Raw genomic sequence first — 15,874 nt, forward strand, 5'->3', positions numbered from 1 at the left:
CCTCTCTGTACGCCAGTCTATTAGCCTGCTACAACCGGAATCCCGGCAATCTTAGCCGACCACTCCTTGGGCCCGGTAGTATGGACCGACGTGCCATTGGAGTCCACCGCAACCGTGACAGGCATATCCACGACATCGAATTCGTAGATGGCTTCCATGCCCAGATCCTCAAAGCCAATCACCTTTGCGCCGCGTATCGCCTTGGACACCAAGTAGGCCGCTCCCCCCACTGCCATCAGATACGCCGACTTGTGTTTGCGAATCGAGTCGATCGTAGCTGGACCGCGCTCGGCCTTGCCGATCATGGCGAACAAGCCTGTTTTCTCCAGCATCATGTCGGTGAACTTATCCATGCGCGTGGACGTCGTGGGGCCGGCCGGTCCGACCACCTCGTCGCCCACGGGGTCAACGGGACCGACGTAGTAAATCATCTTGCCGTGGAAATCCACTGGGAGAGGCTCGCCTTTGGCCAGCATGTCCTGAATGCGCTTGTGTGCCGCATCACGACCCGTCAGCATTTTTCCATTCAGCAACAAGGTCTGACCGGGCTTCCAGCTCGCAACTTCTTCGCGTGTCAGCTTATTCAGATCAACTTGCTTGGATGACTTGTAGTCCGGTGCCCAATGCACATCGGGCCAGTCTGACAAAGAAGGCCGATGCAAATGAGCGGGACCCGAGCCATCCAGCACAAAGTGCGCATGACGTGTCGCGGCGCAATTTGGAATCATGGCAACCGGGAACGATGCAGCGTGCGTGGCGAAAGTCTCGATTTTCACATCGAGCACGGTCGTCAAACCACCGAGGCCCTGCGCACCGATTCCGAGCGCATTCACCTTTTGATAAATCTCTATGCGCAACTCTTCAAGTTTGTTGCTTGGCCCGCGCTCAAGCAGCTCATACATATCCAGATCTTGCATCAGGGAGTGCTTAGCCATCAGCACCGCTTTTTCTGCTGTGCCACCCACGCCAATTCCGAGCATCCCTGGCGGACACCAGCCGGCACCCATTGTTGGTACGGTTTTCAATACCCAGTCGACAATCGAATCATTGGGATTGAGCATCGCAAGCTTGGATTTATTTTCCGAACCACCGCCCTTTGCAGCCACCTGAACGTCAACGGTGTTGCCCTGAACCAGCTCAACGTTGACGATACAGGGCGTATTGTCCTTAGTGTTTTTGCGCAAGAAAATTGGATCGTCCAGCACCGAGGCGCGCAGCGGATTGTCAGGGTTGAGATAGCCGCGACGCACACCTTCGTCACACAGCTCCTGAATACTCTTTTTGGAGTTGAAGCGCACATCCATACCGATTTTCAGAAACACATTGACGATGCCGGTATCCTGACAAATCGGTCGACGTCCTTCGGCGCTCATGCGCGAGTTGGTCAGGATCTGAGCAATCGCATCCTTGGCAGCCGGGCTTTCTTCGCGCTCATACGCACGTGCCAGATGCTTGATGTAATCCGCAGGATGGTAATAGCTGATGAACTGGATCGCATCGGCGATCGAATTGACGAAATCTTCTTCTTGAATGGTGATGGACATGGAGATACCTATCTATGTTTAAAACGTTTAGTGTCTTGAATCAATTGTTGTCATTTAACGCGATTACTTCGCGCTTACTTGCCCTTCCAGACAGGCTTGCGTTTCTCAGCAAATGCCGTCGCGCCCTCTTTCGCGTCTTCAGACATAAAAATGTGCTCGATCAACGGACGCTGCAAATCAAACATGTCGGCGGCTGGAAAATCCAGTCCTTTATTCACCACACGTTTGACTGTCTGGATTGCCAAAGGTCCATTTTCGCAGATTCGGCGAGCCAAACCGATCGCTTCAGACAAGGCCTGACCAGGATCTGCCATCACATTCACGAGTCCAAACTGATGGGCGCGTTGTGCCGACAACATGTCGCCAGTGAGCAGAACTTCCATTGCAATATGGTAAGGAATTTGGCGCGGTAAACGCACCAGACCGCCCGCACCCGCCACAAGTCCACGCTTGACCTCAGGCAAACCAAAATTCGCGTTGTTGGCCGCCACAATCAAATCACAGGCCAACACCATCTCGAAACCACCCGCGACGGCATAGCCCTCGACGGCGGCAATCAAAGGCTTTTGTGGAGGCGCTTCATTCAGTCCGCCGAACCCCTTGCCTTCGACCGCCGAACGCTTGCGCGTCTTGGCGAAATCCTTGAGATCCATGCCCGAGCTAAATGTGCCGCCCGCTCCGGTCAAAATGCCAATTCTCACGTCCTCTCTGGCATCCATTTCATCGAACGCCGCGGAAAGCTGCTGGGCCGTGTCGAAACTGATGGCGTTTCGCGCCTCAGGGCGATTGATCGTGATGATCAGGATACCTTCGGTGAAATCCACACTGACCAGACTTGACATGAGTACTCCTTAGGAAAAAGGCAGAAAATTCAATAAAAGTGGCTGTATTTTTCAAATCATAGGCGATTCATGGCCAAACAGTCTCCAGCCCCCCCTCTTCAGAGCGCACACATCTCGCCCCCAAGCTAAAATGAACCCTTATTTCGCCTTTCATGCGTACAAATTTTCATGATCACGTTTCAGCAAATTATCCTGCGCCTGCAGGAGTATTGGGATCAACAAGGTTGCGCCCTGCTCCAGCCCTACGATATGGAGGTTGGCGCCGGCACCTCCCACACCGCCACCTTTTTACGGGCAATCGGTCCCGAACCCTGGCGGGCTGCGTACGTGCAACCCTCGAGGCGCCCCAAAGACGGGCGTTACGGTGAAAATCCTAACCGCCTGCAGCACTACTACCAGTACCAGGTGGTGCTGAAACCCGCACCTCCAAATATTCTGGACCTCTACATCGGCTCCCTTGAGGCACTGGGTATTCGCCCAACCGAGCACGACATTCGCTTTGTTGAAGATGATTGGGAAAATCCGACTTTGGGAGCCTGGGGTCTGGGCTGGGAAGTCTGGCTCAACGGCATGGAAGTCACTCAGTTCACCTATTTTCAGCAGGTTGGCGGCCTGGACTGCACCCCGACGACCGGTGAGATTACATATGGACTCGAACGCCTGGCGATGTACTTGCAAGGCGTTGAGAGCGTCTACGATCTCATCTGGACAGAGGGCCCGAATGGACGAGTGTTTTACCGCGATGTCTTTCATCAAAATGAAGTCGAACAGTCCACCTACAACTTCGAACACTCCGATGCGCAGACGCTGTTCCGCCACTTCAGCGATTACGAGACCCTTGCAAAGCGCCTGATGGAAGTTCCGCTCGCCTTGCCCGCTTACGAAGCGACCCTCAAAGCCGCCCATACCTTCAATATGCTGGATGCGCGCGGCGCGATTAGCGTCACCGAACGGGCCGCCTACATTGGACGTATCCGCAACCTATCTCGGGCCGTCGCGCAGGCCTATTACGAATCCCGCGAAAAACTAGGTTTTCCAATGCTGCACTCAACCAACGGGGCACAGTCATGATCACGCGCCCTTTGCTCGTCGAGCTCTTTACCGAAGAGCTCCCGCCCAAAGCACTTCCCAAACTCGGACAGGCTTTTGCAGAGGGCTTGTGCGCCGCGCTGGCTCAACACGGCCTTGTCGCGGCAGATAACCAGATCGTGCCGTTCGCGACCCCGCGTCGACTGGCGGTGCGCCTGACCCAGATTCTCGATGTGGCGCCCGATCAAGCTTTTTCCGAAAAACTGATGCCTGTTAAAGTCGGTTTAGATGCCTCAGGTGCCGCAACCCCCGCCTTGCTTAAAAAACTCGCAGCCAAGGGCTGGGAGCAAATGGACATCAGTCAGCTTGGCCGAGAATCCGACGGCAAACAAGACTACCTTGTCGCGAGCGGCACAGCCCCCGGCGCCAAGCTCGTTGACATCTTGCAGGCCGCGATTGAAACGGCCCTAGCCGGCTTGCCCATTCCCAAGGTCATGAAATATCAACTTGCCGACGGTCAAACCTCGGTCAAATTTGTCCGACCCGCCCATGGGTTGGTCACATTATTTGGCGACGTTGTGATTCCGGCACAAATTCTAGGTTTAACAGCAGGTCGAGTCACCCACGGCCACCGCTTTTTGCATCCCGGCGCCTTGACGATATCCAGCGCTGACAATTATGAAACTCAGCTAGCTGAGACGGGACATGTGATGGCGTCTTTTGAGAAAAGACGCGCGCGGATTCAAGACTTGCTCGATGCACAAGCAAGCAAGCTTGGCGCCTCGCTAGGTCATGACGCAGAAGTCCCCGCATTGCTTGATGAGGTCACTGCCCTGGTCGAAGCACCTGTTGTCTATGTCGGAAAATTCGAAGAACGGTTCCTAGCCGTTCCTCAGGAATGTCTGATTTTGACCATGCGTTTGAATCAGAAATACTTCCCTCTCTTTGACCCTGCAACCGGGAAACTCACCAATCAGTTTCTCATTGTCAGCAATATGCCGACTGACAAGCCCGTTGCCATCATCGAGGGCAATGAGCGGGTCATTCGGCCACGTCTGGCTGATGCCGAGTTCTTTTTCGAAACAGATCGCAAAACACCTCTTGCCGACCGTATCGAACAACTCAGCGCAATCGTCTATCACAACAAGCTAGGGACCCAGCTTGAACGGTCAACCCGGGTTCAAAAGATCGCAGCCTGGCTTGCCCGCGCGCTCGGCGCACAGGTCGCAGAGTGCGAACGCGCGGCGTTACTTGCCAAAGCAGACCTCAACACCAATATGGTGGGTGAGTTTCCGGAGCTGCAAGGCATCATGGGCGCCTACTATGCGCGCGGTGACAATGAAGCGCCAGGCGTCGTGCAAGCGCTTGCGGGCCAATATCGCATCAGGATCGAGACACCCGTCAAACCCGATGACCTGACTGCGATCGTTCTGTTCATGGCAGAGCGTTCGGAAACACTGGTCGGCATTTGGGGGATTGGGCTTGCTCCAACCGGAGAGCGCGATCCCTTTGGCTTACGTCGCGCGGCACTTGGACTGATTAGTGCGTTCGAACAATTAACAGCCGGCGGGGTCTTGCTCATTCAACAAGACGGCCCTCTCACCCTGCAGGGTCTTCTGCAAGCAAGCGCCGACACCTTTGCACCGGGCACCTTACAGACAGACACTGTTCAAGACGTACACGCATTCATTCTCGAACGACTCCGCAATCAACTCATTGCGCAGCACGATCGTCACGCTGTGGAAGCCGTCCTTGCACTGAACACATCACTCCATCAGATACCAGCGCGTGTGATGGCCGTGGAGGCCTTTGCGCAAAGTCCTGATGCAGCAAGTCTTGCCGCAGCCAACAAACGCATTGGCAATTTGCTCAAGAAAGCAGAGGGCAGTTTACCCGCGGTCAACCCGATACTACTCACCGAGGCAGCCGAACAAGCCCTTGCTCAAAGCATCACGCAAGTGCAACCTGTCGCGCAACAGCAATTCGATTCTGGCGATTACAAAGCTGCGCTCGCAACATTGGCTCAAACACGTACTGCCGTAGATACATTTTTTAATGACATCATGGTCATGGCTGATGACCCAGCCGTGCGTCAAAATCGTTTGGCGCTCCTCGCACAACTGCATCGGCTGATGAACCAAGTGGCCGACATTTCCAGACTTGCCGCATGAAGCTGATCATCCTAGATCGAGATGGTGTCATTAACCAAGACAGTCCGGACTACATCAAAAGTCCTGATGAATGGCATCCGATCCCTGGCAGTCTCCAAGCGATCGCGCGGTTGCATCAAGCTGGCTGGACCGTTGCCATCGCTTCAAACCAATCCGGCTTGGCACGTGGCCTCTTTGATATTTCAGCACTCACCGCAATCCATATGAAATTGAGAAGGGAACTGGCAAAACTCAATGGTGCGGTCGATGCGATATTTGTTTGCCCCCATGGACCCGAGGACGGCTGTGTCTGCCGTAAACCATCACCGGGCCTCTTTCAGGACATCGCCAAACGCTATGACGTCGAACTTCAGGATGTCCCGACAGTCGGCGATTCTCTAAGAGATATTCAAGCCGGTGCGAGTGCGGGCTGTCGCCCCTGGCTGGTGCAAACCGGCAATGGGCCCAAAACTCTTGCACAAGGTAATCTTCCCTCAGGGACGCAGATCGTTCAAGATCTCGCCGAAGCAGTGGAAAAAATACTCGCCCATGCTGAATAAAATTCTACTCATTGCTCGGGCCACGCTCTACACCACTCTGTTAGTGGTGACCGTCATTCCCTATGCTTTTGCCTGCATGGTGTGGTCACCGCTGCCTCTGCACTGGCGCTACAAACTGACTATGGGTTGGCCCCGTCTCGCCATCTGGGGCGCTCGCGTGATCTGCGGCGTTCGATGGAAAATCAAAGGCTGGGAAAACCTCCCAACGGGTCCTGCCATCGTGCTCTCCAAACATCAGTCCGCCTGGGAAACTTTATTTCTACCCGCTTATCTTCCGCGCGAAGTCTGTTTCGTCTACAAGCGCGAGCTCCATCGCGTGCCTTTTTTTGGCTGGGGTCTGGCCTTGCTTGCCATGATCCCGATCGACCGCAGCAAAGGTCGCGACGCCTTCGAACAAGTCGTAAAAGTCGGACAGGAACGACTCGATGAAGGCCGCTGGCCGATTCTGTTTCCCGAAGGCACCCGCATCGCGCCCGGAAAAACCGGACGCTTCAAAATGGGCGGCGCCTTACTAGCCACACGCACTGGTGCGCCCGTGATTCCCATCGCACTCAACGCAGGTGAATGTTGGCCGCGTCAAGCCTTTATCAAAAAACCAGGCTGTATTACTGTTTCCATTGGTCCTGCTATCGATTCAGTGGGGCTGACACCCGAAGCGCTGAATGAACGCGTCCAAGAATGGATCGAAGCCGAGATGCAACGCCTCAATCCCGAGCGCTATCCTCACCACCCATGAGTCAGCTTGAGCTTTTGCTGTCAGATGCAGATACCCCGAAACCGGGCTGGACGATTGCGCCTGAAACCATGCCGCTCGGCGCCAAATGGAGAGTTGTCAGGCACGGCGATCAAGCAGTCGGCTTTACCCTGCTGCGTTCACGCCGCCGAAGCATTGGCTTTGTGATCCAGGATGAAGGCTTGCGTGTGACAGCGCCAAACTGGGTGACATTGACTCAGATTGATGAAGCCGTCATTGAAAAAATGCCATGGATTCTGGCCAAATTGCAGGACTGGCAAGCTCGCAAAGAGCGTTTGGCCATGTCCCACACACGCTGGCAACCCGGTGGAGAGTTGCCCTACATGGGTTGCAAAATCATTTTGCAAACAGGAACGCCCAACCAGCAAAACGCTCGCGCGGTGGCTTATTTTGAAGGCAATCCAGAGGCACCACAACACGGCCAACGCTTGTGGCTTCCCTTACCCAACGATGCCGATACGCACCGCATCCGAGACATGGCCCAGTCTTGGCTCCAGTCCCGCGCAAAAATTTGGTTTGGTCAACGTCTGCAGCACTTTCTGGATAAAACAGGCCTGACCATCACGCGCTGGCGCTTGTCATCTGCTGCCACACGCTGGGGATCTTGCACGAGCGATGGCAATATCATGTTGAACTGGCGACTGATCCATTTCTCACCGATGGTCATCGATTACGTCATCGCGCATGAACTCGCCCATTTACGCGAAATGAATCATAGCCAGGATTTCTGGTCTGAAGTTCAGCAACTGTATCCTGATTATCAACAAGCAAAGAAATTACTCAAACAGCACACGCCCGATCATGTCCCCGACCTCTAATCTCGCGGTTCGAGCTGTTGTTATCATTGACCTTTCTGATCTGCTCTCAGTCTTTTAAGGAAAACGTATGAGAATCTTGCACACTATGTTGCGCGTCGGCAATCTCGAGCGATCCATTGAGTTCTACACCAAGGTGCTTGGCATGCGCGTGCTGCGCAGCACAGAGTACCCAAGCGGTCGTTTTACCAATACTTTTGTAGGCTATCAGGATGAAAGTGAAGGCCCGGCTCTGGAGCTGACCTACAACTGGGATACGTCCTCCTACGATCTGGGAACAGGTTATGGACATATTGCCCTCTCTGTTGATAACGCCTACGAGGCCTGCGATCAAGTTCGCGCACGCGGCGGTAAAGTCACGCGCGAGGCGGGTCCGATGAAGCACGGGACCACCGTCATCGCCTTCGTTGAAGACCCAGACGGCTACAAAATTGAATTGATCCAAAAAAAGACAGCCTCCTGATCCCATGAGAATTGTGATCGCCCCTGACTCCTTCAAGGAGTCACTCTCCGCCCCGGCAGTTGCTCAAGCGATCGCGCATGGACTGCGCCAAGCAGCACCCGAGGCGCATTGCATCTGTATCCCAATGGCCGATGGAGGCGAAGGAACCGTCGAGGCAATTTTGGCAGCGACAGGTGGAGAGCGAAAGACCAGCTTAGTGCAGGATGCGCTGGGTCGTCCTATTCATGCGCACTGGGGCTGGCTGGCGAATCAGGTCGCGATCATCGAAATGGCATGTGCGGCCGGTTTAGAGCATATCGCCGTCGCCGAACGTGACCCGTTGCGCGCCAGCAGTTTTGGTGTGGGCCAACTGATCGTCCAGGCACTGGATTCAGGCGCGAAACAAATCGTGCTTGGCCTTGGAGGCTCCGCCACCAACGATGCCGGCGCTGGCATGCTGCAAGCACTCGGTCTCGTTTTGCTTGACGACCAAGGCCAGTCGCTACCCCCAGGTGGAGCCGCACTGGATAGACTCGCACGAATCGATGCCACCCAACTTGACCCTCGACTCAAGCTTACGCCCATCACGATCGCCTCGGATGTGAATAATCCCCTTTGTGGTCCAAAGGGTGCCTCAGCCATTTTCGGACCTCAAAAAGGGGCGACACCTGCGGACGTCAAGCGACTGGACTCGGCCCTTGGTCACTTTGCAGACCTATGTGCGCAAACGCTTGGGCGCGATCTGCGTCATGCACCTGGCTCAGGTGCTGCGGGCGGTTTGGGTTTTGCGGCACATGCATGGATGCAAGCAAGCTTTCGTCCCGGCGTCGAGGTGGTGGCAGAGCTTGGCGGTCTGGCTCAAGCAATGAAGGGTGCCACACTCGTCATTACGGGAGAAGGTCGCATGGATGCGCAAACGCTTCATGGCAAAACGCCAATGGGTGTCGCCAAAATAGCCAAAGAAGCAGGCGTACCGGTCATCGCGATCGCAGGGTCTTTAGGCGAAGGCTATCAAGATTTGTACAAAATCGGAATGGTCGCGGCATTTAGTTTGGTTGCGGGCCCCACCTCGCTCGAGCAAGCATGCGCCCATGCCGAACAACTCTTGCAAGCGCGAGCCCAAGACATACTCAGACTCTGGATGGCGGCCCAACAATCACATTGAGCGGGGATTCAGCGAACACCCGCTTGCCACAACGCGTCTGTCATGCCGACAAAACCTGCCACGGAAACCTGCTCGGCTCGCCATGTCGGCTCAATCCCTAAAGTTTCCCACGGAATCAAAGCCGTCCACTCTCCAAACACACCACGTAACATTTTGCGACGCTGGGAAAAGGCGCGTTGTACTACCTGACTAAACAAGGTATCGCTCTGCGCACGGACGCGATCCGCCCCCAAGGGGATCATGCGCACGATTGATGAGGTGACCCTTGGTGGAGGATCAAACGCCTCGGGCAAGACATCAAAAAGTTTTTGAATGCGATAACGATATTGCAACATCACCGATAAGCGACTGTAGTCGGATTCGCCAGCTCGCGCGACCATGCGATCGACCACTTCTCTTTGCAGCATAAAGTGCTGATCAACCACCCGCTCAGCACAGCCGACCAGGGCAAACAACAAGGGACTCGAAATGTTGTAGGGCAAGTTACCCACGATCCGAAGCCTGTCGCCAAACTGCGCGAAATCGATCTGTAGGGCATCGCCTTCAACGATGTTGAGGCGCTCGGCTGGAAAACGTTCGCGTAAACGCTGCGCAAGATCTCGGTCGATTTCTATCACGGACAACCGCTCCAGTCGTTCGAGCAAGGGAGCAGTCAACGCAGACAACCCTGGTCCAATCTCAACCATATTGTCTTGGGGTTGAGGAGCAATCGCACGGACAATCGACTCCACGACGGCGACATCCACCAGAAAATTCTGGCCGAAGCGTTTACGGGCCTGATGCGCCGGTTGATTCAATGAGGCCACTCGCCCTAACGTCCGGACTGACGCAGACTCTTTTCAAGCCTGTTATCTATGAAGGCCTGCGTTCTCACCTGTTGCAGCCATGCCTCGAAAGCCGTATTCGAACGCTGCTGGAATATTTGCTGACGCGCCTGATTTCTCTTGAACTGTTCAGCCATATCCTGGGTGCGGCGAGCATCCACAACAATCAGGTGCCAACCGAACTGAGTCTGAACAGGCATACTGATTTCGCCTATTTTGAGCGCATTCATTGCCTTGTCAAAAGGTGGCACAGTTTCGCCTGGATTCAACCATCCGAGCGCGCCACCTTGGGGAGCGGATGAATCATTCGAATAGCGCTTGGCCATATCCGAAAAATTCTCGCCGCCTTGAACGATGCGTTCACGAATCTGCGCCAGACGCTGTCGTGCGATTTCATCAGTCACGACAGCTGTGGTTTTAATCAAAATATGTCGCGCCTGTGTCTGTTGAACAGGCATAGGTCCCTGCGGCACCGGTCCGCCAGGCGTACCTGGAGCCGGCGCAGCTTGTGGCTGTGGCTGAGGCTTCGGTGTGGGAGGCGTGCCGCCCGCACGACCAATCACCTTCAGAATGTGAAAACCATTCGCGCTTTGGATGATGTTACTGATACGCCCATCGGGCACCCCTGCGACGCCTTTGAGGAACAGATCGGGCCATCCGCTTAACGGACGCACACCCATATCCCCGCCACGGCTCGCTTCTGGACCATCTGAAGAAGATTTGGCAACTTCCTCAAAGCTTTCGCCACGACGCACACGCGTCAGCAGCCCTTGCGCTTTGGCGCGCAAGGCCTTGATTTCCTCTTCTGAGGAGCCTTCAGGCACCCGTACCAGGATCTGAGCCAGGCCCATAATGGCGGGCGTTGCCGCCTGAGGTTTAGGTGGCGGTGGAGGTGGCTTGGGCGCAGGCGGTGGTGGGACCGAGAGAGGCAAATTACCATCCTTGCGGGCCTGTTGTTCGCGCAAGTAGGCATCCACCTCGGAGTCCGACACAAAGATGGTGCTGTCGACCACACGCTGCCTCAATTGCTCAATCATGAGCTCGCGACGAATCATGGCGGTGTAATCAGACCAACCGATCCCAGCGCCCTCGATCTGCTTACGTATGACTGGGACAGTTGTGTTGTTACGCTTTGCAATAATTTCCAGCGCGGACTGAAGCATCCCGTCGTTGACTTCAATTCGCAGCTTTCTAGCCTCTTGCTGCTCAAGCGTTTCAGTGATCAGCCTCTGCAAAATCTGAGTCTCCAGCACAGTATCTGGAGGTGCCTGGACACGCTGCGCTGCGAGTTCGCGCTTGGCGATCCGTACCCGGGCATCCAGTTCGCGACGCGTGATCACATCTTTATTGACAACAGCAACAATCCCGTCCGCATCCACTCCCCCTGACGCTTTTTGCGCGGTGTTGGTGCGTGCGGCAGGAGCCGGCGCACCCAACTGTGCTGCAGCAGGCAAGGCCAAACTCGTAATACCCACGAACGCCAGCAGTGCCAAACAACGCTGTAATCTGGTCGTGCTTCTCATCATTCGTACCTTTCAAATTTACCCACTCGTGGAACCGGAGGATTAATCGGTTGATAGTCCGGGATACTGCGACCAATCACACCCATCGGGTTCTGACCTAAATTACCTAAGCCACCAAGTTCGAGTTGAAAAAACACACCCGTGTTGGTTTGATCCACACTCACCACATAACGCTGGAAAACCACTCGACCCGTCCAGCAACAATCACCCTTATACTCGAGACCCATGACAGCCTGTGTCACCTTCGGGATCGCGACAATTCGGGAAGGATCAATCACACTCGGTGAAGTGGCGTTATTGAGAGAATAATCCACTCGCCCGATCGAATACCACTTCTTTGTCAATGGCCATTGAAACGCCGCACTAACTTGATTTTGACCTTGCGACTGGTAAAGGCTCAAAGGCGGTGGATTCACCTGATAACGGTACGATAAAGCAAGAGTGGCCAACCTCTGCGGACGCCAGCGACTGGTTATTTGTGCCCGACTGATCTGACTGGCATAAGGGTTGTATTGCACGAGCGAAGTCAGATTGAGTGTATCTGTCAACGCGGCACTGCCGCCAAAGAGAAACTGTGATTTTGTATTGGTACGAGGAATTTGCCCCGGCAAGGTCACCTGCTGATCCTCGAAATAAAATTGTTGCGCGATGCCAAGCTGCAAGCGCTCAAAACCCGAGTTGGCATCGAGCCAGCGTGTCGTCAGGGCAAAGGTTGCCTGATTCGCGTTCGCGATCCGGTCAAAGCCCGCAAAAATATTTTCCTGAAAAGCGGAGGAAAAACTAAAGTCCGCAAGCGTCGTATCGTATACGGGATACTGCGACTGATCGCGATAGGGCACACGTAAATAGTAGGCGCGAGGCTCAAGAGTCTGCAGTGCGCCCTTTCCAAAGAATGTGGTGTCGCGCTCAAACGTCATACCCGAGTCGACCGACATGATAGGCAAGGCCCGACCATTGCTGGGCTGACCATAGCCAAACACCTGCTCCAGGCCATACCAGTTTGTCTGATACTGGGACAAGCTCATGGCGACTTTGGGGGTAATGTACCAGCCGGGTCGCACAATCGGATAAGCGATCGAATTATAGGAAAGCAAGCGTTGACCATCAGGTCGGAAACGCAAACTACCGTTCGGCCCCAGAGCAAAACGATTATCGAGCGGCGCCCGGAACTCAGTAAAAGTATTCAAGCTCTGTACGTCAAACCCGCCATAATCAAAGCGCTGGGCATTGACGGTGTACTCGGGAATTTTGTTGTACTGGGGCAGACCCGACAAGGTTTGAAAGGTCGAGACTTGCACGCTGGAACTGAAATATTGATTAGCCCAGCCGCCACCAACCTGGCGGGGGACGGCTGTAATCACAGCCTGATTAAAGCCCAGGCTTGCAAAATCATCAAAATACTTCGGGTCTGACACGCCATTGACGTTGTAGGCACCATAAAACCCTCGACCAAAGCTCTGGCTGTGTTGGGCGCTGTATAACCAGCGATCTTCGCCAGTCTGGAGATCTTTGGACAAATACGTCCCGGCCATCGTGCCACTGTAGCTCGACCCTAGATAGCGAAATTCGCCCCCGAGTTGTACGCCGCGCTTGGACATCGCACGTGTCTGGAGCGTGGCATCGTAATTGGGGGCAATATTAAAGTAATAAGGCTGCGTGTAATCAAAACCGGTATTAGAGGTATTGCCGAAAGTTGGCAGCAAGAAGCCGGATTTTCGCTCCTTTTTAATTGGAAATGTCAGATAGGGCGAAGCAAGAATCGGGACATTTTTAAAATACAGCACACCATTACGCGCCACGCCTTCGTTGGCGGCATAGTCCAAATCAAGTTTTTCAGTCTCGATATACCAGGACGGCTGAGGACAAGGGCAACCACTGTAGGTCACATCCATGATGCTCATCTGATCCCGGTTGAACACGTCCGCCCAGGAACCGACACCCGCTCCGCCATCGTCTAGCCAGAAGTTAGGCTGATCAATGCTGGCAGTTCCGTCTTCGGAGTTGTAAATGATGCTGGTGCCAGTGATGACGTTGCCATCCCGGATCAGTCGAGCGTTGATCTGCGCGTCCATGACGCCCGTACGCTTGTTGTAATCAATAATATTGGCCTTCAGGACCGCATCCTGCCGTCTGATGCTCGCTTTGCCTTTTAGCTTCGCATTGCCCAGACCATCGCCTTCTATTTGCGCGCCCTCTAGAAAAGCCGGCATTTCCTTGTCGGGTACCGTGCTGCGCTCCAACAGTGGGGAGAGACGCAAGCCAGGACCTACAATCGCTGGAGTCGAGGGCGCGGGAGTAGGTTGCGCATGCACAGCCGCAATACCCAGCCCCAACATCAACCACAACGAATAAAAGATGCGCACGTTTTGAAAAAAGATCTCTGAAAATATATTCAATCCTAGCGCTATTATAGAGAAGCCCCTCATCTTTGCTGCGATGCCCTAAACCATTTACCAGATTCACTTTTTCATTCAATCTTTACAACAATGTCAACCACACGAACCGATCCCAGAATGGCCAGTCTCATCAAGTGGCTAAGCGACTGCCCAGCCACTCTGAAACTTGATTTGGAGAGTCTTGCCCCGGCTTCAAGTGATGCAAGCTTTAGACGATATTTTCGGTTGAAAGCCGCCCAAGGCACGCTTGTCGTGATGGATGCCCCCCCTCCTCAAGAAGATTGCAGACCGTTTGTTGATGTCGCACAAAGACTCGCCGCGCTTGAACTCAATGTTCCGAAAATATTGGCGCAAGACCTGACTCAGGGTTTTTTACTGTTGACAGATCTTGGACCGACAACCTACTACGACTGCATTCAGTCGGGACTCGACGATGCAACTTTGCAAAAGATCTATCGGGAAGCCTTGGCGGCACTGGTGCGCATGCAAGCAGCGGACACGGCAGGCCTGCCCGTGTATGACGATGCTCGACTGAAAGACGAGCTAGGCTTATTTGTCGAATGGTACGTCTTGGTGCATTGCAAAGTGACTCTCGCTCCAGCAGCCTTGCAGGGACTTGAGCAAGTTTTCGACCTGCTAGTGAAACATAATGCGGCCCAACCCCGCGTCCTTGTTCATCGCGATTTCCATTCACCTAATCTCATGCGCTGTCAGCTCCCGGAACACGGCCCAAATCCTGGTATTCTGGACTTTCAGGACGCTGTCTCTGGGCCGATTACCTACGATCTCGCCTCGCTTGTCATGGATGCCCGTACGACTTGGGAAGAACCGCAGCAGCTCGACTGGGCGATTCGCTACTGGGAACTGGCACGCAAAAACGGCTTGTCCGTACCCGCTGACTTTGCCGACTTCCACCAAGATTACGAATGGATGGGGTTACAACGAAACTTAAGAATCCTTGGTGTATTTGCCAGATTGAATCACCGCGATGGAAAAGCCGCCTATCTGGCCCATATTCCGCGCGTCAATCAATACGTCCGTCAAGTCGCGGGACGATATCTTGCTTTTAAACCGCTCTTACGCGTGCTCGATGAGCTCGATCAGGTACAGACCAAGGTGGGATATACATTCTGATGCATGCCATGATTCTCGCAGCCGGTCGGGGCGAACGCATGCGACCACTCACGGATACTTTACCCAAACCCTTAATTCCTGTCGCAGGTAAGCCACTGATTCAATGGCATATTGAAAAACTGGCTGCGGCTGGCATTTACGAAATTGTCATCAATCATGCCTGGCTAGGTGAGCGCTTGGAGAGCTCACTGCGCGATGGCCGTCAATTTGGCGTCAATATTCGCTATTCAGCCGAAGCTGTCGCGCTGGAGACGGCTGGCGGGATCGCTACAGCCTTGCCGCTTCTGGGCACCGCGCCTTTTTTGGTCATGAATGGAGATATCTGGTGCGACTGGCAGCCAGCGCAAGCCTTTGAGATCGCACGCTCACTGGCCGAGTCGACGAAAGAGGCCTGGCTGCTTCTTGTCCCCAACCCGGACCACCACCCAAACGGGGATTTTGGTTTGACTGCGAGCGGGCTTGTCAGCGAACAAACAAGTGTCAAACACACCTTTGCGGGCATCGGTGTCTACCAACCATCACTTTTTGGGCAAACACCCGCAAACAAACCTGCCAAACTCGCCCCGCTTTTGCGAGAAGCGATTGCGCGTCAAACCGTTTGCGGGCAACTCCACGAGGGTGCATGGGTTGACGTGGGTACCCCTGAGCGACTCAACACGTTAGAATGCATGCTTAGGAATTGATGCCTGCGCAGCG

The 15,874-nt window shown here is 54.4% G+C and carries 14 protein-coding genes; 9 read left to right on the forward strand and 5 right to left on the reverse strand.

The genetic code is table 11. From position 1 onward, the window contains the following. Nucleotides 1-20: 20 nt before the first annotated feature. Together QWY27_RS04765 and QWY27_RS04770 are read right to left on the reverse strand one after the other, a co-directional pair. On the reverse strand, nt 21-1,544 hold the full coding sequence (locus QWY27_RS04765; protein ID WP_290195237.1) for a fumarate hydratase: 1,524 nt from the start codon (nt 1,542-1,544) through the stop codon (nt 21-23). A 74-nt stretch (nt 1,545-1,618) separates the two neighbouring features. After that, complete coding sequence (locus tag QWY27_RS04770) at nt 1,619-2,386, reverse strand: crotonase/enoyl-CoA hydratase family protein (RefSeq protein ID WP_290195239.1); 768 nt, start codon at nt 2,384-2,386, stop codon at nt 1,619-1,621. A gap of 168 nt (nt 2,387-2,554) precedes the next feature. On the opposite strand from QWY27_RS04770, the gene glyQ reads away from it, so the two are divergent. From glyQ to QWY27_RS04805, 7 genes are all read left to right on the forward strand, one after another. After that, complete coding sequence (glyQ, locus tag QWY27_RS04775) at nt 2,555-3,457, forward strand: glycine--tRNA ligase subunit alpha (RefSeq protein ID WP_290195241.1); 903 nt, start codon at nt 2,555-2,557, stop codon at nt 3,455-3,457. Further along, nucleotides 3,454-5,586 (forward strand): glycine--tRNA ligase subunit beta, encoded by a 2,133-nt coding sequence (gene glyS / locus QWY27_RS04780; RefSeq protein ID WP_290195243.1) that lies wholly within the window; start codon nt 3,454-3,456, stop codon nt 5,584-5,586. The genes glyQ and glyS overlap by 4 nt, the downstream gene beginning before the upstream one ends. After that, nucleotides 5,583-6,125 carry a D-glycero-beta-D-manno-heptose 1,7-bisphosphate 7-phosphatase gene (gmhB, locus tag QWY27_RS04785; RefSeq protein ID WP_290195246.1) on the forward strand — a complete coding sequence of 181 codons (543 nt, stop codon included), beginning with the start codon at nt 5,583-5,585 and terminating at the stop codon, nt 6,123-6,125. The genes glyS and gmhB overlap by 4 nt, the downstream gene beginning before the upstream one ends. Further along, nucleotides 6,115-6,861, forward strand: coding sequence for a lysophospholipid acyltransferase family protein (locus QWY27_RS04790; RefSeq protein ID WP_290195247.1), 747 nt, complete (start codon nt 6,115-6,117; stop codon nt 6,859-6,861). Before gmhB ends, QWY27_RS04790 begins: the two co-directional genes overlap by 11 nt. Further along, nucleotides 6,858-7,697 carry a M48 family metallopeptidase gene (locus QWY27_RS04795; RefSeq protein ID WP_435433447.1) on the forward strand — a complete coding sequence of 280 codons (840 nt, stop codon included), beginning with the start codon at nt 6,858-6,860 and terminating at the stop codon, nt 7,695-7,697. The genes QWY27_RS04790 and QWY27_RS04795 overlap by 4 nt, the downstream gene beginning before the upstream one ends. Nucleotides 7,698-7,764: 67 nt before the next feature. Then, nucleotides 7,765-8,157: a lactoylglutathione lyase gene (gloA, locus tag QWY27_RS04800; RefSeq protein ID WP_290195249.1), complete on the forward strand. Its 393-nt coding sequence runs from the start codon at nt 7,765-7,767 to the stop codon at nt 8,155-8,157. Between the two features lie 4 nt (nt 8,158-8,161). Next, the gene (locus QWY27_RS04805; protein ID WP_290195251.1) at nt 8,162-9,301 is read left to right on the forward strand and encodes a glycerate kinase; all 1,140 of its coding nucleotides are present in this window, start codon (nt 8,162-8,164) and stop codon (nt 9,299-9,301) included. 8 nt (nt 9,302-9,309) lie between these two features. Here the strand turns inward: QWY27_RS04805 and rsmA are convergent, their stop codons facing one another. From rsmA to QWY27_RS04820, 3 genes are read right to left on the reverse strand one after another with little or no spacing between them, the layout of a single operon-like run. Beyond that, nucleotides 9,310-10,098, reverse strand: a complete 789-nt coding sequence (gene rsmA / locus QWY27_RS04810; protein ID WP_290195467.1) for a 16S rRNA (adenine(1518)-N(6)/adenine(1519)-N(6))-dimethyltransferase RsmA — start codon at nt 10,096-10,098, stop codon at nt 9,310-9,312. 14 nt (nt 10,099-10,112) lie between these two features. Then, nucleotides 10,113-11,651 carry a peptidylprolyl isomerase gene (locus tag QWY27_RS04815; RefSeq protein ID WP_290195253.1) on the reverse strand — a complete coding sequence of 513 codons (1,539 nt, stop codon included), beginning with the start codon at nt 11,649-11,651 and terminating at the stop codon, nt 10,113-10,115. Next, on the reverse strand, nt 11,648-14,011 hold the full coding sequence (locus tag QWY27_RS04820; RefSeq protein WP_353958762.1) for an LPS-assembly protein LptD: 2,364 nt from the start codon (nt 14,009-14,011) through the stop codon (nt 11,648-11,650). The genes QWY27_RS04815 and QWY27_RS04820 overlap by 4 nt, the downstream gene beginning before the upstream one ends. 123 nt (nt 14,012-14,134) lie before the next feature. Between QWY27_RS04820 and QWY27_RS04825 the strand changes: the two genes are divergently transcribed. Further along, the gene (locus tag QWY27_RS04825) at nt 14,135-15,178 is read left to right on the forward strand and encodes an aminoglycoside phosphotransferase family protein (protein ID WP_353958763.1); all 1,044 of its coding nucleotides are present in this window, start codon (nt 14,135-14,137) and stop codon (nt 15,176-15,178) included. Further along, complete coding sequence (gene murU, locus QWY27_RS04830) at nt 15,178-15,861, forward strand: N-acetylmuramate alpha-1-phosphate uridylyltransferase MurU (RefSeq protein ID WP_290195257.1); 684 nt, start codon at nt 15,178-15,180, stop codon at nt 15,859-15,861. Before QWY27_RS04825 ends, murU begins: the two co-directional genes overlap by 1 nt. The last annotated feature ends 13 nt before the right edge of the window (nt 15,862-15,874 follow it).

Source organism: Zwartia vadi, assembly GCF_030410375.1.
Taxonomy (GTDB): domain Bacteria; phylum Pseudomonadota; class Gammaproteobacteria; order Burkholderiales; family Burkholderiaceae_B; genus Zwartia; species Zwartia vadi.

Bases quoted from the DNA above. Each gene is read 5' to 3' on its own strand.
- QWY27_RS04765 (WP_290195237.1), bottom strand. From the start codon at position 1,544: ATGTCCATCACCATTCAAGAAGAAGATTTCGTCAATTCGATCGCCGAT.
- QWY27_RS04770 (WP_290195239.1), bottom strand. From the start codon at position 2,386: ATGTCAAGTCTGGTCAGTGTGGATTTCACCGAAGGTATCCTGATCATC.
- glyQ (WP_290195241.1), top strand. From the start codon at position 2,555: ATGATCACGTTTCAGCAAATTATCCTGCGCCTGCAGGAGTATTGGGAT.
- glyS (WP_290195243.1), top strand. From the start codon at position 3,454: ATGATCACGCGCCCTTTGCTCGTCGAGCTCTTTACCGAAGAGCTCCCG.
- gmhB (WP_290195246.1), top strand. From the start codon at position 5,583: ATGAAGCTGATCATCCTAGATCGAGATGGTGTCATTAACCAAGACAGT.
- QWY27_RS04790 (WP_290195247.1), top strand. From the start codon at position 6,115: ATGCTGAATAAAATTCTACTCATTGCTCGGGCCACGCTCTACACCACT.
- QWY27_RS04795 (WP_435433447.1), top strand. From the start codon at position 6,858: ATGAGTCAGCTTGAGCTTTTGCTGTCAGATGCAGATACCCCGAAACCG.
- gloA (WP_290195249.1), top strand. From the start codon at position 7,765: ATGAGAATCTTGCACACTATGTTGCGCGTCGGCAATCTCGAGCGATCC.
- QWY27_RS04805 (WP_290195251.1), top strand. From the start codon at position 8,162: ATGAGAATTGTGATCGCCCCTGACTCCTTCAAGGAGTCACTCTCCGCC.
- QWY27_RS04815 (WP_290195253.1), bottom strand. From the start codon at position 11,651: ATGATGAGAAGCACGACCAGATTACAGCGTTGTTTGGCACTGCTGGCG.
- QWY27_RS04825 (WP_353958763.1), top strand. From the start codon at position 14,135: ATGTCAACCACACGAACCGATCCCAGAATGGCCAGTCTCATCAAGTGG.
- murU (WP_290195257.1), top strand. From the start codon at position 15,178: ATGCATGCCATGATTCTCGCAGCCGGTCGGGGCGAACGCATGCGACCA.